The organism is Cellulosimicrobium sp. ES-005 (assembly GCF_040448685.1).
In the GTDB taxonomy this organism is placed as follows: domain Bacteria; phylum Actinomycetota; class Actinomycetes; order Actinomycetales; family Cellulomonadaceae; genus Cellulosimicrobium; species Cellulosimicrobium cellulans_G.
Window position 1 is genome coordinate 515,405 of the sequence record NZ_CP159290.1, and the last position, 20,312, is coordinate 535,716.

A 20,312-nucleotide genomic window follows, 5' to 3' on the forward strand; every position below is an offset into this window, starting at 1 on the left:
CGGGTCTGGTGGGGGTCGGGGTCGTTGGTTGTTTGAGAACTGCACAGTGGACGCGAGCATCTTTGTAAAGATCAAGACACGCCTTCGGGTGTGGTTCTTGGTTCTCTGCAGTTTTGTTGTTTTTGTTGAAGTTTTTAAGGGCACAGGGTGGATGCCTTGGCACTAGGAGCCGAAGAAGGACGTGGTAGCCTGCGATAAGCCTCGGGGAGCTGGCAAACGAGCTGTGATCCGAGGGTTTCCGAATGGGGGAACCCCGCACGAGTCATGTCGTGTGACCTGCACCTGAATATATAGGGTGTGTGGAGGGAACGTCGGGAAGTGAAACATCTCAGTACCGACAGGAAGAGATATTCCGTGAGTAGTGGCGAGCGAAAGCGGATGAGGCCAAACCGGGCGCGTGGTAAAGCTGTCAGGCGTTGCGTGTTCGGGGTTGTGGGACCCTTCTGGTGGATCTGACAGTCCGCCGGGGAGTGAGAAAGTCGTGTCATAGTCGAACCGCATTGAAAGGCGGACCATAGACGGTGCGAGTCCGGTAGACGAAATGGCGTGGCCTCCCGAAGGGGATCCCAAGTAGCACGGGGCCCGAGAAATCTCGTGTGAATCTGGCAAGACCACTTGCTAAGCCTAAATACTACCTAGTGACCGATAGCGGACCAGTACCGTGAGGGAAAGGTGAAAAGTACCCCGGGAGGGGAGTGAAATAGTACCTGAAACCGTGTGCCTACAATCCGTTGGAGCCTCCTTGGTTGGGGTGACAGCGTGCCTTTTGAAGAATGAGCCTGCGAGTTAGTGCTCAGTGGCGAGGTTAACCCGTGTGGGGAAGCCGTAGCGAAAGCGAGTCCGAACAGGGCGCCCATAGTCGCTGGGTCTAGACCCGAAGCGAAGTGATCTAGCCATGGGCAGGTTGAAGCGCGGGTAAGACCGCGTGGAGGACCGAACCCACCAGGGTTGAAAACCTGGGGGATGACCTGTGGTTAGGGGTGAAAGGCCAATCAAACTTCGTGATAGCTGGTTCTCCCCGAAATGCATTTAGGTGCAGCGTCACGTGTTTCTTGCCGGAGGTAGAGCTACTGGATGGCCGATGGGCCCTACAAGGTTACTGACGTCAGCCAAACTCCGAATGCCGGTAAGTGGAAGCGTGGCAGTGAGACTGCGGGGGATAAGCTCCGTAGTCGAGAGGGAAACAGCCCAGACCACCGGCTAAGGCCCCTAAGCGTGTGCTAAGTGGGAAAGGATGTGGAGTTGCACAGACAACCAGGAGGTTGGCTTAGAAGCAGCCACCCTTGAAAGAGTGCGTAATAGCTCACTGGTCAAGTGATTCCGCGCCGACAATGTAGCGGGGCTCAAGTACACCGCCGAAGCCGTGGCATCTGCGCTCAACTCAGGCCTTCGTGGTCCAGAGGCGCAGGTGGGTAGGGGAGCGTCGTGTGGGCAGTGAAGCCGCGGGGGAACCCAGTGGTGGAGCCCACACGAGTGAGAATGCAGGCATGAGTAGCGAAAGACGGGTGAGAAACCCGTCCGCCGAATGACCAAGGGTTCCAGGGCCAGGTTAATCCGCCCTGGGTAAGTCGGGACCTAAGGCGAGGCCGACAGGCGTAGTCGATGGACAAGGAGTTGATATTCTCCTACCGGCGAAGAACCGCCCATACCGAGCCCGGTGATGCTAACCGCCCAAACCTGTCCACCGGCCCTTCGGGGCCACCGGGCAGGGGCGCGCGGGACCCGAACCGGTAGTAGGTAAGCGTATTAACAGGGGTGACGCAGGAAGGTAGCCCGGCGTGGCGATGGTAGACCACGTCCAAGGCCGTAGGCCGTCTGGTAGGCAAATCCGCCAGACACACAGGCTGAGAGCTGACGGTGAGCGCACAAGCGCGAACTGGGTGATCCTATGCTGCCAAGAAAAGCCTCGGCGCGAGGTTCTAGCCGCCCGTACCCCAAACCGACTCAGGTGGTCAGGTAGAGAATACTAAGGCGATCGAGAGAATCGTGGTTAAGGAACTCGGCAAAATGCCCCCGTAACTTCGGGAGAAGGGGGGCCCGAAGCGTGAACACCCTCGCGGTGGGAGCGTGGACGGCCGCAGAGACCAGGGAGAAGCGACTGTTTACTAAAAACACAGGTCCGTGCGAAGTCGCAAGACGATGTATACGGACTGACGCCTGCCCGGTGCTGGAAGGTTAAGAGGACGGGTCAACCCTTCGGGGTGAAGCTCAGAATTTAAGCCCCAGTAAACGGCGGTGGTAACTATAACCATCCTAAGGTAGCGAAATTCCTTGTCGGGTAAGTTCCGACCTGCACGAATGGCGTAACGACTTCTCCGCTGTCTCAACCGCGAACTCGGCGAAATTGCACTACGAGTAAAGATGCTCGTTACGCGCAGCAGGACGGAAAGACCCCGGGACCTTTACTATAGCTTGGTATTGGTGTTCGGTGCGGCTTGTGTAGGATAGGTGGGAGACTGTGAAGCCCGTACGCCAGTGCGGGTGGAGTCAACGTTGAAATACCACTCTGGCCGCTTCGGATGTCTAACCTCGGTCCGTGATCCGGACCAGGGACAGTGCCTGGTGGGTAGTTTAACTGGGGCGGTTGCCTCCTAAAATGTAACGGAGGCGCTCAAAGGTTCCCTCAGCCTGGTTGGCAATCAGGTGTCGAGTGCAAGTGCACAAGGGAGCTTGACTGTGAGACTGACAGGTCGAGCAGGGACGAAAGTCGGAACTAGTGATCCGGCGGTGGCTTGTGGAAGCGCCGTCGCTCAACGGATAAAAGGTACCCCGGGGATAACAGGCTGATCTTGCCCAAGAGTCCATATCGACGGCATGGTTTGGCACCTCGATGTCGGCTCGTCGCATCCTGGGGCTGGAGTAGGTCCCAAGGGTTGGGCTGTTCGCCCATTAAAGCGGTACGCGAGCTGGGTTTAGAACGTCGTGAGACAGTTCGGTCCCTATCCGCTGCGCGCGCAGGAAACTTGAGAAGGGCTGTCCCTAGTACGAGAGGACCGGGACGGACGAACCTCTGGTGTGCCAGTTGTTCCGCCAGGAGCACCGCTGGTTGGCTACGTTCGGAAGGGATAACCGCTGAAAGCATCTAAGCGGGAAGCCTGCTTCAAGATGAGGTTTCCATACCCTACGGGGTGAGAGGCACCCAGCAGAACACTGGGTCGATAGGCCGGACGTGGAAGCGGGGACGAAAGACCCGTGCAGCTGACCGGTACTAATCAGCCGACAACTTCAACACCAACACACTTTGCTACGCGTCCACTGTGCGGTTCCCGAACCACCAACACCACACCCCCCAAGGGGTGCCCCAGCGTGTTGACAGGTTCACAGAGTTACGGCGGTCACAGCGAAGGGGAAACGCCCGGTCCCATACCGAACCCGGAAGCTAAGCCCTTCAGCGCCGATGGTACTGCCCTGGAGACGGGGTGGGAGAGTAGGACGCCGCCGGACAACCCTTCACCGAAGGCCCACCCCACACCGGGGTGGGCCTTCGGCATACCCAGATCCAGACCCAAACCCGGGCCGAGACAGAACCCCCTCCCGCAAGACAGAACCCGGCCACGCCAGGTAGAGCCACGGTCACGCGAGGTAGAGCCCTGGTCGCTCCAGGTAGAGCCCTGGTAGCGCGAGGTAGAGCCCTGGTTCGTGGGCTGGACGCCGTGTGGTCGTCGACGTCAGGCCCATCCATAGGCTGCCGACCAGCGCACGATCTCCGTGAAGAACCGTGCCCGCGGCTCGGGGGCGGAGAGCGAGAGGTCGTGCATCCCTCCGGGGATGCGGACGATCGTGACGACTTGGCCCAGGTGCGCAGCGCGGCGCGCCAGCGGCTCGACGTCGAGCACGATGTCGGCGGACCGCATGTCCTCGGACCAGCGGGTGCTGAACAGCGACTTCGCGGCGAGAAGCACGAGCACGGGGCAGTCGATGGCGAGCCCGGCTGCGACACGAGCGTGGCCGGAGATGACGGCACGGAGCCAGCCGGCGCGGACGGGGAACGACGGGACGGGGCGCCAGGCGTCGTCGATCATCCAGGTGCCGTCGTCGCGGTCGCGCAGCGTCCGGGCGTAGTAGCCGGGGTCGACGTTCGGCAGCGGCGTGCGGGGCTGGAAGCGTGCGAGCTGGCGGATCGCAGGGCCCGAGACGGTCCGGGCGACCGACGATCCCTGGAGCTCGAGCCACGGGCTGTTGAGCACGAGCCCCCGGACGGCGCCCGGGTGCCGGTGCGCCCAGAGCGCCGCGACGAGCCCTCCGGTGGAGTGACCCATGAGCATGATCGCGGCGTGCGCGCCGAGGTCCGCCCGGACGACGTCGAGCGCGGCCGCGATGTCGGCGTCGTACTCGGTGAGGTGGTCGGCGTACCCGGGCGTCTGGTGGGGGCGCAGGCTGCGCCCGTACTTGCGGAGATCCACGGCGTAGAACGCGGCGCCGAGCGCGCGCCACGTCTCGGCGAGCTCGGTCTGGAAGAAGTAGTCGCTCCAGCCGTGGACGTACAGCACGGCGCGCGCCGGTCGGATCGGCTCGTCGGTCGCCGGAGCGTGGCGGACGACGGTCACGACGACCTCGCCCTCGTCGTCGGGTTCGAGCTGGACCGTGCGCTGCTCGTACCCGGCGCCGAGGACGTCCGGGCCCCAGTCCGACGACGTCACGGCGTGAGCACCACCTTGCCGAACTGCTCCCCGGCGGCGAGTCGGGCGAGGCCGTCGCGAGCCCGGGTCAGGGGCAGCACCTGGTCGACGACGGGCCGCACCTCGCCCCGGGCGAGGAACCGGAGCAGCGCCGCGAGGTCGTCGCGCGTGCCCATCGTCACGCCCTGGATGCGGATCTCGTGGAAGAACACGCGGGTCAGCTCGGCCGGTGACGCGTCGCCGCTGGTCGCCCCGGCGACGACGACGGTCCCGCCCGGGCGCACCGAGCGCAGCGAGTGGCGCCAGGTCGCCTGGCCCACGGTCTCGACGACGACGTCCACCGGCGCGGGAAGCCGGGCGCCGGGCTCGAACGTCGCCGCGGCCCCGAGCCGGGCAGCACCGGCGCGCCTGGCCGCCGAACGGGAGGTCACCCACATCTCGAGTCCCGCGGCGGCACCCAGGGCGACGGCCGCCGTCGCGACCCCGCCACCCGCACCCTGGACGAGGACGCGGTCCCCGGGTGCGGCACCGCCGGCGGTGAACAGCATGCGGTACGCGGTGAGCCAGGCCGTCGGTACGCACGCGGCCTCGACGAAGGTCAGCTCCGACGGCTTGGGGACGAGGTTGTGGGTCGGGACGGCGACGCGCTCGGCGAGCGTGCCCGGATAGCGCTCGGACAGGAGCGACCGGCGCTCGGTCGGTCCGACGCCGTGCCCGTCCGCGCCCACCACCGCGTGCACGACGACCTCGCTGCCGTCGGGCGCGACGCCCGCCGCGTCCGTCCCGAGGATCATGGGGAGCCGGTCGGCGGGCAGCCCGACGCCGCGCAGCGACCAGAGGTCGTGGTGGTTGAGCGACGCCGCACGCACGTCGACGGTCGTCCAGTGCTCGCGGGCGTCGGGTTCGGGGCGCTCCCCGACGACCAGCCCGGCCAGGGGGTCGTCGGGGTCGAGGTGGTCGGCGTAGGCGGCGAGCATGCCCCCAACCTACGGTCCGGCCAGCGCCGTAACCACGGGAGGCCGCGTGCCGCGCGTCACCCGTCCGGTAGCGGTCAGAGCAGCGGGAGCATCCGGCCGAGGTCGGGCACCGCCTCGGAGGTGTGCACCGGCTCCAGGGCGCGCGCGAGCTCGTCGACGTCGTAGGGGACGCGGCCGCACGCAACCCGCAGCCAGAGGCGGGCGTCGTGGACCTCGAGCGCCCAGCCGCCGCGCGTGACGACGACGCGCAGCAGCTCGGCCGCGACGGCGTCGAGCGCGGCACGGTCCACGGGGTCGGCCGGGACGCCGGGGAACGTGCGGGCGAGGTCGTCGGCGTGCACGACGAGCTCGAGGACGCGCGAGCGCACCATGTCGAGGAGCGTGATGGGCCCCCGTCGCGCCTGCACGACGCGCTCGTCGGCGAGGTCGTCGAGACGCGCGAAGCCGGCGGCGGCGAAGGCCTCGACGTGCCCGAGGCGGTCGTCGGCGATCTGCTCGTCGAGGGCGCGCGTCGCGTGCTCGATCTCCTCCGCGCGCTCCGGGTAGGTGCCGAGGTACTCGGCGAGCGTGAGGGGGACGGTCCCGGCGGGTACCGGCCCGCACAGCGCGAGGGTCTCCATGACGCGGCCGAGATGGGTGACGAGCTCGCCCACGGTCCAGCCGTCGAGCACGCTCGCCCGACCGGCGTCGCGGTCCAGCTCGTCCCCGAGGTCTCGCAGCCACCGGTCGAGCCGGTCCCACTGGGCGCGCAGGTGCTGGGCCGCCTCGGTCACGTCGCTGTCCATCTCCTCATCGTGCCAGGACGGCGCGGGCACGCCCGCCACGGCGCCATCCCGTGGACGGTCCTCAGTCGCGGACGCCGGCCCGTTCCCCGAGGAAGTCGGCGACGATCGGGCCGAGCTGGTCGAACTCGATGAGGAACCCGTCGTGCCCGAAGTCGCTCGTGAGCGTCCGCATCGGCTCGGCTCCGGGGATGCCGGCCGCGATGCGCGCGCAGTCGGCGGGGAGGAAGAGCCGGTCGGTGTCGACCGCGACGACGAGCGCGTGCGCTGTGACCTGGGCGAGCGCCGCCTCGACGCCGCCGCGGTCGCGCCCCAGGTCGTGCGTGAGCATCGACTCCGTGAGCACGACGTACGAGTTGGCGTCGAAGCGCCGCGCGAGCTTGTCGCCGTGGTGGTCGAGGTACGACTGCACCGCGTAGCGCCCGTCGGTGAACGGGTCCTCGCCGCCCTGCGGGAGGCGGCCGAACCGGTCGTCGAGCTCGCGCGCGGACCGGTAGGTGGCGTGCGCGATCTGCCGGGCGATGCCGAGGCCGACGTGCGGGCCCTCGCCGTCCGCGGCGTCGTAGTAGTCGCCGCCGCGGAAGCCGGGGTCGGCACGGATGGCGCCGAGCTGGGGGTGCGCCCACGCGATCTGGTCGCCGGTAGTCTGCGCGGTCGTGGCGATCGCGGCGAGCGAGACGACGTCGATGCCGGCCTCGGGGCCGAGGAGCGCCCACTCGAGGACGCGGTGCCCGCCCATCGACGCGCCGACGACGAACGCCCAGGACGAGATGCCGAGCGACCGCGCGAGCTCGATCTCGACGGCGACCTGGTCGCGGGTCGTGACGCGCGGGAAGCGGCTGCCCCAGGGGAGCCCGTCGGGCGCGGTGGACGCCGGGCCCGTGGTGCCCTGGCACCCGCCGAGCACGTTGGGCGCGACGACGAACCAGCGGTCGGTGTCGATCGGCGCGCCGGGTCCGACGAGCGACTCCCACCAGCCCGCGGTGGCGTGACCCTCGCCCGCGGGGCCGCTGACGTGGGAGTCGCCGGTGAGGGCGTGCAGGACGAGGACGGCGTTCGACCCGTCCGGTGCGGGCGTGCCCCACGTCTCGTACGCGACGCGGACGTCGGGCAGGCGGGCGCCGGACTCGAGGTCGAACGTGCCGACGTCGGCGAAGCGCCGTCGTCCGGCCGGGTCGCCCTCGCGCCACGCTCCCGTCGCCGGGACCGGAGCCTTCACCCGGGCGCGGGACGGCGCGACCCCGTGACCCGCCGCGGCGTCCGCGCGGGGACCGCGCGGACCGTCGGGGGCGGGGGAGAGGAGGTCGTCGTTCACAGGGCTCACCGTCGGCCACTGTACGGCCGGGGCGCGCAGGGCGCCCCGGCTGTCCAGATCCGTCATCGCAGTCCTCGTCGTGGCTCTGCCGCGCGTGCGGGCGTCGTCGCTCAGGCGCCCAGCGACGACTTGGCGGCCGTGAACCCGAGCTCGAGGTCGGCCAGGATGTCGTCGACGTGCTCGATGCCGACGGCGAGGCGGACGAGGCCCGGCGTCACGCCGGACTGCGCCTGCTCCTCGGGCGTGAGCTGGCTGTGCGTCGTCGACGCGGGGTGGATGACGAGCGAGCGCACGTCGCCGATGTTGGCGACGTTGGAGTGGAGCTGCAGCGCCGAGACGAAGGCCTGCCCCGCCTCGCTGCCCCCGTCGAGCTCGAACGCGAGCACCGCGCCGGCGCCGCGCGGCAGGTACTTCTGCGCGTTGGCGTGCCAGGGGCTCGAGGCGAGCCCGGCGTAGTGCACGGTGCGGACGTCGTCGCGCGCCTCGAGCCACTCCGCGACCTTCTGCGCGTTCGCGACGTGGCGCTCGACGCGCAGCGACAGCGTCTCGATGCCCTGCGCGATGAGGAACGCGTTGAACGGGGAGATCGCGGAGCCCAGGTCGCGCAGGAGCTGGACCCGGGCCTTGAGCACGTACGCGAGGTTCGCGCCGAGGATGCCGTCCACGCCGAGGTCGCGCGCGTAGACGAGACCGTTGTACGACGGGTCGGGCGTGTTGTAGTTCGGGAACCGCTCGGGGTGCGCCGCGTAGTCGAACGTGCCGCCGTCGACGATCACGCCGCCGATCGCGGAGCCGTGGCCGCCCAGGTACTTCGTCGCGGAGTGCACGACGACGTCCGCCCCGTGCTCGAGCGGGCGCAGCAGGTAGGGCGTGGCGACCGTGTTGTCGACGATCAGCGGGACGCCGACCTCGTGCGCGACCGCCGCGACGGCTTCGATGTCGAGGACGTCGGCCTGCGGGTTCGGGATCGTCTCGCCGAAGAACAGCTTCGTGTTCGGGCGGACGGCGTCGCGCCAGGCCTGCGGGTCGTGCGGGTCGGCGACGAACGTCGTCTCGACCCCGAGCTTGGCGAGCGAGTACTGCAGGAGGTTGTAGGTGCCGCCGTACAGGCTCGGGGAGGCGACGACGTGGTCGCCCGCCTCGGCGACGTTGAGGATCGCGAACGTCGTCGCGGCCTGCCCGGACGCGAGGAGGAGCGCGCCGACGCCGCCCTCGAGCGACGCGATGCGGTTCTCCACGACCTCCTGGGTCGGGTTGCCGATGCGCGTGTAGATGGGGCCGAGATCCTTGAGCGCGAAGCGGTCGGCGGCCACGGACGCGTCGGGGAAGACGAACGACGTGGTCTGGTAGATCGGGAGCGCGCGGGCCCCGGTCGTCGGGTCGGCGGTCTGGCCGGCATGGACCTGGCGCGTCTCGAAGGACCAGGCGGGGGCGTTCTCGGTGCTCATGGTGCTCTCCTGCGGGGTGGTGGGGTGGGACGACGGCGCACGGCGCGCCGGACGGGCTGGTGCGGCGCGGGCGAGAGGCGGGAGGCCGGCCGTCGACCGCGGCGAGGGGCGCACACGGGACGGGATCGCCACGGCGAGATCGTCGTCGACGACGGCTCGCGGGCAGGCGAACGTGTGCGGTGGTCAGCGACACATTCGACGGGACATGCTCGTGAGGCTAGGCCGGATCCGCACTGCCCGACAGAGGCGTCTCGCGATGCGAGACCACATCCTGAGAAGCTCGACCGCTCTCCGATGGCGCATCGCGGACGTTCTGGGCAGACTCGTGCGGGTGCTGTCAACGGGACACGCCGAGCGAGCGGTCGAGGAGGTGCGATGGGCGACGTGACGTCGGCGCGCGACGCGCGGCCGGAGATCGCCGACGGGGCGCGGCGACGCCCGTCGGCCGGGCCCCGCCGCCTCGCCTCCGCGACCTCGGCGGGCCTGCTCGCGCTCGGGCTCGCCGTCGGGCTCGCGCCCTCCGCGTCCTCCGACCCGCCGTCCGACGACGACGTCCGCGCCGCGCACGAGGCCGCCGACGGCGCGGCCCGTGACGTCGCGACGGTCGAGGGCGAGCTCGCGTCGCTGCGGGACCGGCAGTCCACCGCCGAGGCAGCGGTCGAGACCGCGGCGGAGGAGTACGCGGCGGCGCAGGACGCGCTCGCCGCGGCCGACGCCGAGGTCCGCGACGCGCAGGAGGCGCTCACGACGGCCCGGGCGGGCGAGACGGATGCCCGCGCAGCCGTGGGTGCGCTCTTCCGCGCGTCCCGGCAGGGCTCCACCGACCTCGACGCGCTGCGCGCCGTCCTGCACGCGGACGGCGTGGACCAGGTCGTCGAACGGGAGAACGCCGAGCGCGTCGCCGGGCGCACCGCGGGTCGGGCGGTCGACGCCCACGCGACCGCGCGCGCCCTCGCCGACACCGCCCGCGCCCGGTCCGACGCGGCGCTCGCGCACCAGAGCGAGGTCGAGGACCGCGCCCGCGACGCGCTCGCCGCCGCCCAGGTCTCGTCCGACGCGCTTGCCGACGCGGTGCAGGAGTCCGCGGCCCGTCGTGAGGCGCTCCTCGCCGAGCTCGCCCGCGCGCGGGCCACGAGCGTCGACGTCGAGCGCCAGCGCCAGGACGCCCTCGACGCCCAGGCCGCGAGCGAGCGCGAGGCCGCCGCCCGGGCCCGTGCGGAGGCCCCGGCGACGGGAACGTCGTCGGCCGCGCCCGCGGCACCGCCGGCGAGCAGCCCCGCCCCGGCGAACCCCGCGCCCGCGCCGGCGAACCCGGCCCCGCCCGCACCTGACCCGGCGCCGAACCCGGCCCCGGCGCCGAACCCGGCCCCCGCGCCGACGCCGGACCCGCCGCCGGTCGTCACGCCGCCCCCGGGGACCGGCGTCGGCAGCGCCGCGCAGGGTCAGGCCGCGGTCGCGTGGGCGCGTACCAAGATCGGCGCCCCGTACGTGTTCGGCGGCACCGGGCCGGGCTACGACTGCTCGGGACTCACGTCGCGCGCCTGGGCCGCGGCGGGCGTCGACATCACGCGCACGTCGCGGTCGCAGTACCAGCGCGTGCAGAAGATCTCCTACGACCAGCTCCGGCCCGGCGACCTGATCTTCTACGCCAACGACACCTCGAACCCGTCGACCATCCGCCACGTCGCCCTGTACACCGGGAACGGCATGATGATCGAGGCCCGCCAGCCCGGCAGCCCCGTGCACGAGGTCGCGATGCGTTGGGCCGACGCGATGCCCTACGCGGGCCGTCCCTGACCGCATCGGCGTCCCGCGGGGCCGCGTCTTGCTCGACGCGGGACCGGTGCTCTACGTTTCCGTCATCCTGACCAGGAGGGGGATCCGTGAGCACTGCTGCGCACGAGCACACCGACCGATCGAGCGCACAGGGAGCACGGGCCCGCATCCGACGACGCGCGCGACTGACGGCCCTCGCCACGGCTGCCCTCGTCGCGGTCGGGATCGTGCCGGGACCGGCGGTGACGACGGCGGCGGCGACCGAGCACACGGAGGTGGTGCCCGTCCCGAAGCTTCCGGGAGGGCGACTCCAGGCGTGGGGCGACCCGCAGCGCCGGACGGCGGGCGAGCTCGACGTCCCGCCGCTCCCCGAGGGGCTGGACTACGTGGACGCGGCCGCCGGGCACGGGTTCGGCCTCGCGCTGCGCAGCGACGGCCAGGCGGTGTCGTTCGGCGCCTACAGGGGTTCGCCCGTCACGGTCCCGGCGCTGCCGGACGGTGTCCGGTACGCGGCGGTGGGAGCGGGGGAGCACGGCATCGCGTACTTCCTGACGACCGCTGGTGACGTCGTCGTGGTCGGCGCGCGGCCGGACGGGGCGGGAGAGGACGCCGTCCCGTCCCTGCCGAGCGGCGTCTGGTACACGGAGGTCGCCGCCGCCTACCGGAAGTTCGCCGCCCTGCGCAGCGACGGGACGATCGCAGCATGGGGAGACGACTCGACGGAGGTCCCGGCGCTGCCGGACGGGCTGCGCTACGTCGACCTCGTGGCGGGCGAGTACCACTTCCTCGCGCTGCGCTCCGACGGGCGCGTCGTCTCCTGGGCGACCCGCTCCTGCGGCGAGGGCGACCTGCCGGTGTCGGCGTCGAGCCCGTACGTGGCTCTCTCGGCAGGGATGGACACGTCCTTCGCGCTCCGTTCCGACGGTTCGCTCGTGCGGCGCGGATGCGGTGCTTCCGTCGTCCAGGACGGCCCGGTGCTCGACCCGGGTGAGCGCGCCGTCGCCGTCACGGCCACGTACCGCCACGGCTTCGTCGTCACGGACCAGGGCAGGCTGGTCTCGTGGGGCGCGCCGCTCTACGGGTACTCCGTCCCCGAGCGTCCGGCGGGCGAGTCGCCCGTGGTCGACGTCGCGGCGCAGGCCTGGGGCCTGGGGGCTGCCGAGAGCCTCGTCCTGACGCTGACCGCTCCCGAGTCCGCGACCGTGCCGGACGCCCCGGTGCGCGACGAGCTGCACCCCGGTGCCGCGGGCGTCGTCGTGTGGGGAGCGCGGCCCGAGGACGAGCTCCCGCCGCCGCTGCCGACCGGGGTCCGCTACACCGGCGTGAGCGTCGGACCGGAGCAGGTCGTCCTGGTCCGCTCCGACGGCGGGGCGGTGGGATACGGCGACGACGCGGCGGGAGGGAGCAGCATCAGGGTGCCGACGGGGAGCCGCGTCGTGGACGTCTCCGCCGGGACGACGCACGCCGCGTTCATCACGGCGCGTCCGGGTGGGCCCCCGGAGACCTACCTCTCCTTCAGCGGGCGCGGAAGCGACCATGTGATGGACGACGACGTCGCGGTCGAGGCGGGGGACGGCGTCTCGCTGCTGCTGTCGAGCGAGGGGGCGACGGACAAGGGGGCCGTGTCCGTCCACGGCCCGTCCACGTCCTCCTGGCTCCCGCTCCCGGAGCAGCCGGTCCAGGTCCCGACGGTCGACGTGTCGCTCGGCACCCGGCACGCGCTCCTGGCGCGAGCCGACGGGACCGTGGCGGGCTGGGGAGACCCGGCGGAGGGCGCGACCGCCGGGCAGCAGCCGCCCGCAGGGCTCAAGTTCGTCCAGGTGGCCGCCGGCGAGGGGTTCTCTCTCGGGCTCCTGTCGGACGGGACGCTGCGGGGGTGGGGGCGTGACACGTTCGGCCAGGCGAGCCCGCCGGCGCCGCCGCGCGGAGAGCGGTTCGTCGCCGTCGACGCCGGGCGCGACCACGCCGTCGCCCTCGTCTCCGACGGCTCCGTGGTCGCCTGGGGCCGTGACGACGCGGGGCAGGCCTCCGTCGAGGGTGTGCCGGCGGGCACGCGATTCTCCGCGGTGTCCGCGGGCGGGGACACGACGGCTGCCATCGTCGGGGAGCAGGCGGCGGTCGAGCTGTCGGCTCCCTCGCACTGGCCGGCGGACGACGCGCTCCCGCTGGCCGCGACCGTGCGGGCGGACGGCGGTCCTGCGGAGGGCGACGTGGCTTTCGTGGTCGACGGCCGGACCGTCGCGGTCGTGCCGCTGCGTGACGGGACCGCCGTCGTGCGGGCCTGGCCGGGGGCGACCGAGGCGCCGGAACGCTCCGTGCAGGCCGTCTATCTCGGGGCGCCGGGTGTCGCGCCGTTCTCGGCGACGGCCGCCGTCGGCGTCGGTGCCCGCTCTGCTCCGCAGCCCTCGGCAACCTCTGCGACCCCGACGGTCGATCGGCTGCAGGGCAAGGACCGCTACGCGACGGCGGTCGCCGCGACGAGCGAGCTCGGCCCGGACATCCCCGTGCTGTACCTCGCGTCGGGCGAGGCGTTCGCCGACGCGCTCTCCGCCGCCCCCGCGGCCGCGTACGAGGGCGGAGCGCTGCTCCTCACGCGTCGTGACGCGATCCCGTCCGTGGTCGAGCAGGAGATCCGGCGGCTCGCGCCGCGGAGGATCGTCGTCGTCGGGGGACCGGGGGCAGTCTCCTACGCGGTCGAGTCGCGTGCGGGGACGCTCGCCCCGGTGGTCTGGCGGTACGCAGGGCAGGACCGGTACCAGACGTCCCGACGAGTCGTCGAGCACGCGTTCGGGACTCAGGTCGGGGGAGTGGTTCTCGCCGACGGAAGGTCGTTCCCCGACGCGCTCGCCGCCGGGGCTGCGTCCGGGGCGTCCGGCGTCCCGGTGCTCCTCGTCCCCGGGAACGCGACGACTCTCGACCCCCGGGTCGTTCAGATGTTCCAGACGCTCGGCGTCCGGGGCGTGACCGTCGTCGGCGGCTCGGGCGCGGTGAGCCCGGCGCTCGAGCACGCTGCCGGACGAGTGCCCGGTGTCGTCGGGACGGAGCGCCTGGGCGGGGCCGACCGGTACGCGACGGCGATGGCGGTCAACGACGTCGTCTTCGGCACGTGGCACGATCAGGGAATCTGGTCGCCAGCGGCCGCCAACCTCGCCGCAGGGTCCGACTTTCCCGACGCGCTCGCGGGAGCCGCTGCGGCGGGCCTCCGGCGCGAGCCGCTCTTCGTCGTCCCGTCGAGGTGCCTGCCGCCCGCAGTCCGGACGGCTCTGCGCGCCACCGAGGTCGCGCACGTGCGCCTCTACGGCGGCACGGGGTCGCTGTCGCCGGCGGTCGAGCGTCTGGAGCAGTGCTGAGGCGAGCGTGCCTTCCCGGGCGCGGCCCGTCCCGCGCCCGGTGACGCACGACGGCGGCCGCTCACCTCCCCGAGGTGAGCGGCCGCCGTCGTGCGTGCTGCCGGGGGCCGGGCGTCAGTGGCCCGGCGTGTGGTACCCGGAGTCGATGGCGCGCTGCAGGGAGCGCTCGATCTCGGCCTCGGCGTCCGCGCGGCCGACCCAGTGGGCGCCCTCGACGGACTTGCCGGGCTCGAGGTCCTTGTAGACCTCGAAGAAGTGCTGGATCTCCAGGCGGTGGAAGTCGGAGACGTCGTCGATGTCCTGGCGCCACGCGGCGCGCTGGTCGCCCGTCGGGACGCAGAGGACCTTGTCGTCGCCGCCGGCCTCGTCGCGCATGCGGAACATGCCGAGCGCGCGGCAGCGGATCAGGCAGCCGGGGAACGTCGGCTCCTCGAGCAGGACAAGCGCGTCCAGCGGGTCGCCGTCCTCGCCGAGCGTCCCCTCGATGAACCCGTAGTCGTCGGGATACCGCGTCGAGGTGAAGAGCATGCGGTCGAGGCGGATGCGACCGGTCGCGTGGTCCACCTCGTACTTGTTGCGCTGCCCCTTGGGGATCTCGATCGTGACGTCGAACTCCACTGCTTCCTCCAGTCGTACCGGCACCGCGACGCTCGGGCGGTGGCTGGGTCTGTGGACGACGGACCACGCCGTCGTGCGGGAACTAGTGTGACACGTGCCGTCCGCGCGAGAGGGTTCCCACGGGCCCCGCGGGCGGGCGGGCTGAGTGATAATGCGCACGTGCCCGCACCCGACGTCCCGGTCCAGGCACCGGTGCCCACCGGTGCCGAGCAGGCGCGCCCGGACGGGACGGGACGAGAGAGGCGCATGGGCTGGGGAGCGCGCACGGGCGTCGCCGTCGGCGTCGTGCTCGCCCTCGCGGGCGGCTACGCTGTGGCGGACGCGTACGACGTCGTCCCCGGCGTGCTCACGACCGCAGCGCCCTACCCGGAGCCGAACCCGTTCCCCGAGGCTCCGGGCGCCGTCGCGGCGCCCCCGCTCGAGGTTGGGCTGCCGCCCCTCGACGCCGCGGCCCCGGTCCCGGCCACGGCGAGCGTGCAGGACCTCGCGGACGCGCTCGCGGCGGACACCCGGCTCGGGCCCCGGGTCGGCGTCCTGGTCACCGACGCGGCGACGGGCGACGTGCTCGGCGCGAGCGGAGACACGGTCGGTCACGTCCCGGCGTCGACGCTCAAGACCTTCACCGCGGCGGCCGCCCTCACGTCTCCCGGCGCGCACGCGACCCTCCCGACGCGCGCCGTCCTCGAGGGGCAGGAGACCGTCTACCTCGTGGGGGGCGGCGACATGATGCTCGCCGCCGGCGCGGGCGACCCGACGGCGGTCAACGGCCGGGCCGGCCTCGGCGACCTCGCGGCCCAGGTCGCGGGCGAGCTCCGGCTCACGGGTCGCACGACGATCTCTGTGCGTCTCGACGACACGCTCTTCACGGGCGCCGCGGTCGCGCCGACGGTCGACCCGGCGAGCGTCCGGAACGGCTACGTCGCGCCCGTCGCCGCGCTCGCGGTCGACATCGCGCGGCTCGAGGACGAGGAGTACGCGCCGCGGGCCGAGGACCCGGCGATGTCCGCCGCGGAGGCGTTCGTCGCCGCGCTCGCCGAGCAGGGGGTCACCGTGGCGGGCGACGTCGTGCGCGCCCCGGCGCCCGACGACGGCCGCACGGTCGGTGAGGTGGAGTCCGCGCCGCTGAGCGAGGTCGTCGCGTACCTGCTGCAGCACTCCGACAACACCATCACCGAGGTCGTGGGGCGGATCGTCGCGATCGACGCGGGGCTGCCCGGCTCGGCGGCGGGCGCGACGCAGGCCGTCCGCACGGCCGTCGAGGGGCTCGGGGTCGACCTCACGGGCGCGGCGCTCGCCGACCTCTCGGGCCTCGGCGACGGCTCGATCGTCACGCCCGCGCAGCTCGACGAGGTCGTCGGCCTGCTCGCGGACCCGGCGCACCCGTCGCTGCGGCCCGGCGCGGTCGGGCTGCCGGTCGCGGGACTGTCCGGGACGCTCGGCGAGCGCTACCTCGAGAACGCGGGCCGCGGCGTCGTGCGGGCCAAGACGGGCAGCCTGCCGAACGTCACGTCGCTCGCGGGCACGGTCGTCACGGCCGACGACCGCCTCCTCGTGTTCTCCCTCATGGCCGACGCCGTCCCCGACGGCGGCACGTACGGCGCGCGCCTCATCTTCGACGACTTCGTCGCGTCGCTCGCGGAGTGCGGCTGCACCGACTGAACGGTGTTGCTCACGGTTCGTCCGACGTTTCCGTGAGCCAGTCCTCGACCTCGAGACCGGGGACGCGAGAGAACTCGCGGACGTTGTTCGTCACCATGACGAGCCCGAGCGACCGGGCGTGCCCGGCGAGGAGGGCGTCGTAGGGCCTGATGGGCGTGCCGCGGGCGGCGAGGAGGGCGCGGACGCGGCCGGCGTGCATCGCTGCGAGACCGTCGAAGGGGAGCACGTCCACGAGCGACAGCAGCTCGTCCACGGCCTGACGGTCGCGATGCGGGTCGTCCGACCGCTCGATGCCGTACTCGAGCTCCATCTCGCTCACCGTCGAGACCGCGACGCGTCCCTCTGCCTCCCGAAGCCTCGGTCGCGCGGCTGCGCCGTTCCTCCGCAAGAGCGCGATCAGGACGTTCGTGTCCAGCAGGTAGAGCGTGCTCACAGGGCGCCGCGCTCCTCTGCGGTCCCCTGGTCGCGGTCGGGGAGGAAGTCGTCGGCGACGCGGAGCCCGTGGTCGAACCACTCGTCCCACCCGGAGCCGGCCGGCGTGATCACGCGGGACCTGCCGACGGCCCGGACCTCGACCTCGCGGACGTCGTCGGGCAGCGCGACCGCCTTGGGCAGGCGGACCGCCTGCGTCCGGTTGCTGCGGAACACCGTCGTGCGGACCATCGGGAAGCCTCCTCGGTCGTATATCCCGGGAGTATATCCTCGCTCCTCACACGACCCCTGGTCCCGGGATACGGTGAGACGGTGACACTCGTCGAACAGGACGGCCGTTCGGGCAGCGACCCGTCACGTGGTGACACCTCGATCGTCGACTGGTCGGCCGCCGCCCAGATCGCGGGCCGGCTCGCGCGCCCGGGACCCCAGGCGTCGCGCGACGAGCTCGCCGACCTGGTCGAGGGGCTGCGCAGCGCGGCGCAGGCCGCCGTGCCCCACGTGCTGGACGTGACGCGCATGAGTCCCGCCGCGGGCGGGTCGACGGCTGGGCCCACGACCGCACTCGGCACCGTGTACGTGGTGGACCGTGCGCGCTGGGCGCGCGCCAACACCGAGATCATGGCGTCGCTCACCGACGGCGTGACGGACGCGCTCGTCGGCGAGCGAGGACGCGTCCCGCAGGCGACGGCGCTCGTCGGGGCCGCCCAGGTCGGCTCGGTGCTCGCCGTCCTGTCCAGCCGGGTCCTCGGTCAGTTCGACCCCTACAGCGGGCTGGGGGGCACCGCGCCCGCGACCGGTGTCGTGCCCGACGGCGGCCCGTCGTCCGCGGCCACCGGCTCGCCCGGGCGGCTCGTGCTCGTGGCGCCGAACGTCCTCCAGGTGGAGCGCGCGCTGGATCTCAAGCCCGCCGACTTCCGCCTCTGGGTGTGCCTGCACGAGCAGACGCACGCGCTGCAGTTCGCCGCCGCGCCGTGGCTCGCCGACCACCTGCGCACGCGCGCGAGCGCGCTGCTCACCGAGCTCTCCGCGTCGTCGCGCCGGCTCGCCGAGGCGCGGCTGCGCGAGAAGCTCGCCACCGTGGGGCGCGCCGTCCTCCACGCCGTGCGCGGCGAGGACGGGACCTTCGTGGACGGTCTGCTCACGCCCGAGGAGCAGGACCGCCTCGCCGACGTGACGGCCGTCATGGCCCTGCTGGAGGGCCACGCCGACGTGGCGATGGACGCGGTGGGGCCCCGCACCGTGCGCACGGTGCGCAGCATCCGCCGCAAGTTCGAGGCCCGGCGCGACGGCGAGGGGCGCTCCGGGTTCGACGTCGTGCTCCGGCGGGTGCTCGGCATGGACGCCAAGATCGCGCAGTACCGCGACGGCGCCGCGTTCGTGCGCGCGGTCGAGAGGGAGGTCGGGCGCGACGGGTTCAACGCCGTGTGGGCGGCGCCCGAGAACCTGCCGACCGCCCGCGAGATCGCCGACGCGCGCGCCTGGGTGCGCCGCGTCCACGGCTGAGCCGGTGGGCGGGCCGGCACCCGTCGTCGCCACCGCCCGGCGGGCCGTGCGCGGCGCGCTCGGGGACCTGGACCGCGGGGACCTCGTGCTCGTCGCGTGCTCGGGAGGCGCCGACTCGACGGCGCTCGCGGCCGCCACGGCGTTCGTCGCGCCCCGGCTCGGGCTGCGCGCGGGCGCCGTCGTCGTGGACCACGGGCTCCAGGCCGGCAGCGCGGGCGTCGCGGCGGACGCCGCGGAGCGCTGCCGGGGCCTCGGGCTCGACCCGGTCGAGGTGCGCCGCGTCGTCGTCCCGGAGTCGGGCGACGGCCCGGAGGCCGCCGCGCGCGCGGCCCGCTACGCGGCGCTCGACGCCGCGGCGAGCGAGCACGGCGCCGCCGCGGTGCTCCTGGGCCACACGTGCGACGATCAGGCGGAGACGGTGCTGCTCGGGCTCGCCCGCGGGGCCGGTGCTCGCTCGCTCGCCGGGATGGCGCCCCGACGCGGCGTCCACCGGCGCCCGTTCCTCGCGCTGCGGCGCGGGGACACCGAGGCCGTGTGCCGCACGCTCGGGCTCGCGTGGTGGGACGACCCCACGAACGGCCTGCCGGGCGACGACGCGACGCGGCCGGGCGCGACGGCGCCGCCCCTGCGCTCGCAGGTGCGCGCGCGCGTCGTGCCCGCGCTCGTCGACGTGCTCGGGCCCGGTGCCGTGCCGGCGCTCGCGCGCACCGCGGACCTGCTGCGCGACGACGCCGACCTGCTCGACGCGCTCGCCGCGGACCTCCTCGTGACCGCCCTCGTGGCGACCCCGGACGACGGCGAGGGCGGCCCGGTCGGCGAGCCCGCGGCGTCGGGCGCCGAGAACGTGGTGCTGGACGCCGGGGTGCTCGCCACCGCGCACCCGGCCCTCCGGCGTCGCGCGCTGCGGACGGCGGCGCTGCGCGCGGGCTGCCCCGCGGGCGACCTCTTCGCCGTGCACGTCGACGCGCTCGACGCGCTCGTCACGGTGTGGCGGGGTCAGGGCCCCGTGCACCTGCCGGGCGACCTGAGGGCCGCGCGCGCGTGTGGCAGGCTTTCCCTGGGCCCGGACGCGACGCCCCGGCGCAGCATCCCCCCGCGAACCCCCACGATCCTCAGCACCCCCACCACCCCCACACCTCAGGAGTGACCCCCGTGGAAGCATCGGACGTCGCAGGCGACCTCGAGAACATCCTGCTCACCGAGGAGCAGCTCGGAGCGCGGCTCGACGAGATCGCGGCGCAGATCGACCGCGACTACGCGGGCAAGGACCTCCTGCTCGTCGGCGTCCTCAAGGGCGCCGTCATGGTCATGGCGGACCTCGCGCGGCGCCTGCACAGCCACGTCGAGATGGACTGGATGGCGGTCTCGTCGTACGGGTCGGGGACCAAGTCCTCGGGCGTCGTGCGCATCCTCAAGGACCTCGACGCGGACCTCACGGGCCGCAACGTGCTCATCGTCGAGGACATCATCGACTCGGGCCTCACGCTCTCGTGGCTCCTGTCGAACCTGCGCTCGCGCGGGCCGGCGTCGGTCGAGATCGCGGCCATGCTGCGCAAGCCCGACGCCGCGAAGACCGACGTCGACGTCCGGTACGTCGGGTTCGACATCCCGAACGAGTTCGTCGTCGGCTACGGCCTCGACTACGCGGAGAAGTACCGCAACCTGCCGTTCGTCGGGACGCTCGCGCCGCACGTGTACTCGAGCTGAACGAGAGGCGGCCGCACCCCCGGCCACGGGGGCGCGACGACCGCCCGCGTCCGGGCGGCGTGCCGCCCGCGCCCAGGCGACGTGGGCCACGCCCTGGGCGAACAGAGGCGTGATCCCCAGCAG

The 20,312-nt window shown here is 72.5% G+C and carries 14 protein-coding genes and 2 rRNA genes; 8 read left to right on the forward strand and 8 right to left on the reverse strand.

From position 1 onward, the window contains the following. Positions 1 to 124: 124 nt before the first annotated feature. Both ABRQ22_RS02275 and rrf read left to right on the forward strand, forming a co-directional pair. Positions 125 to 3,232, forward strand: a 23S ribosomal RNA gene (locus ABRQ22_RS02275). Between the two features lie 95 nt (positions 3,233 to 3,327). After that, a 5S ribosomal RNA gene (gene rrf / locus ABRQ22_RS02280) occupies positions 3,328 to 3,444 on the forward strand. Between the two features lie 224 nt (positions 3,445 to 3,668). On the opposite strand, the gene ABRQ22_RS02285 is transcribed toward rrf, so the two are convergent. From ABRQ22_RS02285 to ABRQ22_RS02305, 5 genes are all read right to left on the reverse strand, one after another. After that, entirely contained in the window at positions 3,669 to 4,640 is a 972-nt protein-coding gene (locus ABRQ22_RS02285; RefSeq protein WP_353708434.1) for an alpha/beta hydrolase, read from the reverse strand. Continuing rightward, a complete protein-coding gene (locus tag ABRQ22_RS02290) occupies positions 4,637 to 5,596 on the reverse strand; it encodes a zinc-binding dehydrogenase (RefSeq protein WP_353708435.1) in 960 nt (319 codons plus the stop codon). The genes ABRQ22_RS02285 and ABRQ22_RS02290 overlap by 4 nt, the downstream gene beginning before the upstream one ends. A gap of 74 nt (positions 5,597 to 5,670) precedes the next feature. After that, a complete protein-coding gene (locus ABRQ22_RS02295) occupies positions 5,671 to 6,381 on the reverse strand; it encodes a maleylpyruvate isomerase N-terminal domain-containing protein (protein ID WP_353708436.1) in 711 nt (236 codons plus the stop codon). Between the two features lie 61 nt (positions 6,382 to 6,442). Then, a complete protein-coding gene (locus ABRQ22_RS02300; RefSeq protein ID WP_353709487.1) occupies positions 6,443 to 7,597 on the reverse strand; it encodes a homoserine O-acetyltransferase in 1,155 nt (384 codons plus the stop codon). Between the two features lie 206 nt (positions 7,598 to 7,803). Continuing rightward, positions 7,804 to 9,141 (reverse strand): bifunctional o-acetylhomoserine/o-acetylserine sulfhydrylase, encoded by a 1,338-nt coding sequence (locus tag ABRQ22_RS02305; protein ID WP_353708437.1) that lies wholly within the window; start codon positions 9,139 to 9,141, stop codon positions 7,804 to 7,806. A gap of 375 nt (positions 9,142 to 9,516) precedes the next feature. Here ABRQ22_RS02305 and ABRQ22_RS02310 point away from each other — a divergent pair, with 375 nt between their 5' ends. Continuing rightward, entirely contained in the window at positions 9,517 to 10,938 is a 1,422-nt protein-coding gene (locus tag ABRQ22_RS02310; protein ID WP_353708438.1) for a C40 family peptidase, read from the forward strand. An 86-nt stretch (positions 10,939 to 11,024) separates the two neighbouring features. Next, on the forward strand, positions 11,025 to 14,267 hold the full coding sequence (locus tag ABRQ22_RS02315) for a cell wall-binding repeat-containing protein (RefSeq protein WP_253052552.1): 3,243 nt from the start codon (positions 11,025 to 11,027) through the stop codon (positions 14,265 to 14,267). A gap of 114 nt (positions 14,268 to 14,381) precedes the next feature. Here ABRQ22_RS02315 and ABRQ22_RS02320 read toward each other — a convergent pair whose 3' ends face one another. Next, on the reverse strand, positions 14,382 to 14,885 hold the full coding sequence (locus tag ABRQ22_RS02320) for an inorganic diphosphatase (protein WP_034655165.1): 504 nt from the start codon (positions 14,883 to 14,885) through the stop codon (positions 14,382 to 14,384). A gap of 159 nt (positions 14,886 to 15,044) precedes the next feature. On the opposite strand from ABRQ22_RS02320, the gene dacB reads away from it, so the two are divergent. Beyond that, positions 15,045 to 16,544 carry a D-alanyl-D-alanine carboxypeptidase/D-alanyl-D-alanine-endopeptidase gene (gene dacB, locus ABRQ22_RS02325; protein ID WP_353708439.1) on the forward strand — a complete coding sequence of 500 codons (1,500 nt, stop codon included), beginning with the start codon at positions 15,045 to 15,047 and terminating at the stop codon, positions 16,542 to 16,544. A 10-nt stretch (positions 16,545 to 16,554) separates the two neighbouring features. On the opposite strand, the gene ABRQ22_RS02330 is transcribed toward dacB, so the two are convergent. Both ABRQ22_RS02330 and vapB read right to left on the reverse strand, forming a co-directional pair. Beyond that, entirely contained in the window at positions 16,555 to 16,977 is a 423-nt protein-coding gene (locus ABRQ22_RS02330; RefSeq protein WP_353708440.1) for a type II toxin-antitoxin system VapC family toxin, read from the reverse strand. Beyond that, entirely contained in the window at positions 16,974 to 17,207 is a 234-nt protein-coding gene (gene vapB, locus ABRQ22_RS02335; RefSeq protein WP_253052556.1) for a type II toxin-antitoxin system VapB family antitoxin, read from the reverse strand. The genes ABRQ22_RS02330 and vapB overlap by 4 nt, the downstream gene beginning before the upstream one ends. Positions 17,208 to 17,288: 81 nt before the next feature. On the opposite strand from vapB, the gene ABRQ22_RS02340 reads away from it, so the two are divergent. The 3 genes from ABRQ22_RS02340 to hpt are packed head-to-tail and all read left to right on the forward strand — an operon-like array spanning position 17,289 to position 20,189. After that, positions 17,289 to 18,482, forward strand: a complete 1,194-nt coding sequence (locus ABRQ22_RS02340; RefSeq protein WP_353708441.1) for a zinc-dependent metalloprotease — start codon at positions 17,289 to 17,291, stop codon at positions 18,480 to 18,482. Positions 18,483 to 18,486: 4 nt separating this feature from the next. Next, positions 18,487 to 19,629, forward strand: coding sequence for a tRNA lysidine(34) synthetase TilS (tilS, locus tag ABRQ22_RS02345; RefSeq protein ID WP_353708442.1), 1,143 nt, complete (start codon positions 18,487 to 18,489; stop codon positions 19,627 to 19,629). Between the two features lie 5 nt (positions 19,630 to 19,634). Further along, positions 19,635 to 20,189 carry a hypoxanthine phosphoribosyltransferase gene (gene hpt / locus ABRQ22_RS02350; protein WP_047233909.1) on the forward strand — a complete coding sequence of 185 codons (555 nt, stop codon included), beginning with the start codon at positions 19,635 to 19,637 and terminating at the stop codon, positions 20,187 to 20,189. The last annotated feature ends 123 nt before the right edge of the window (positions 20,190 to 20,312 follow it).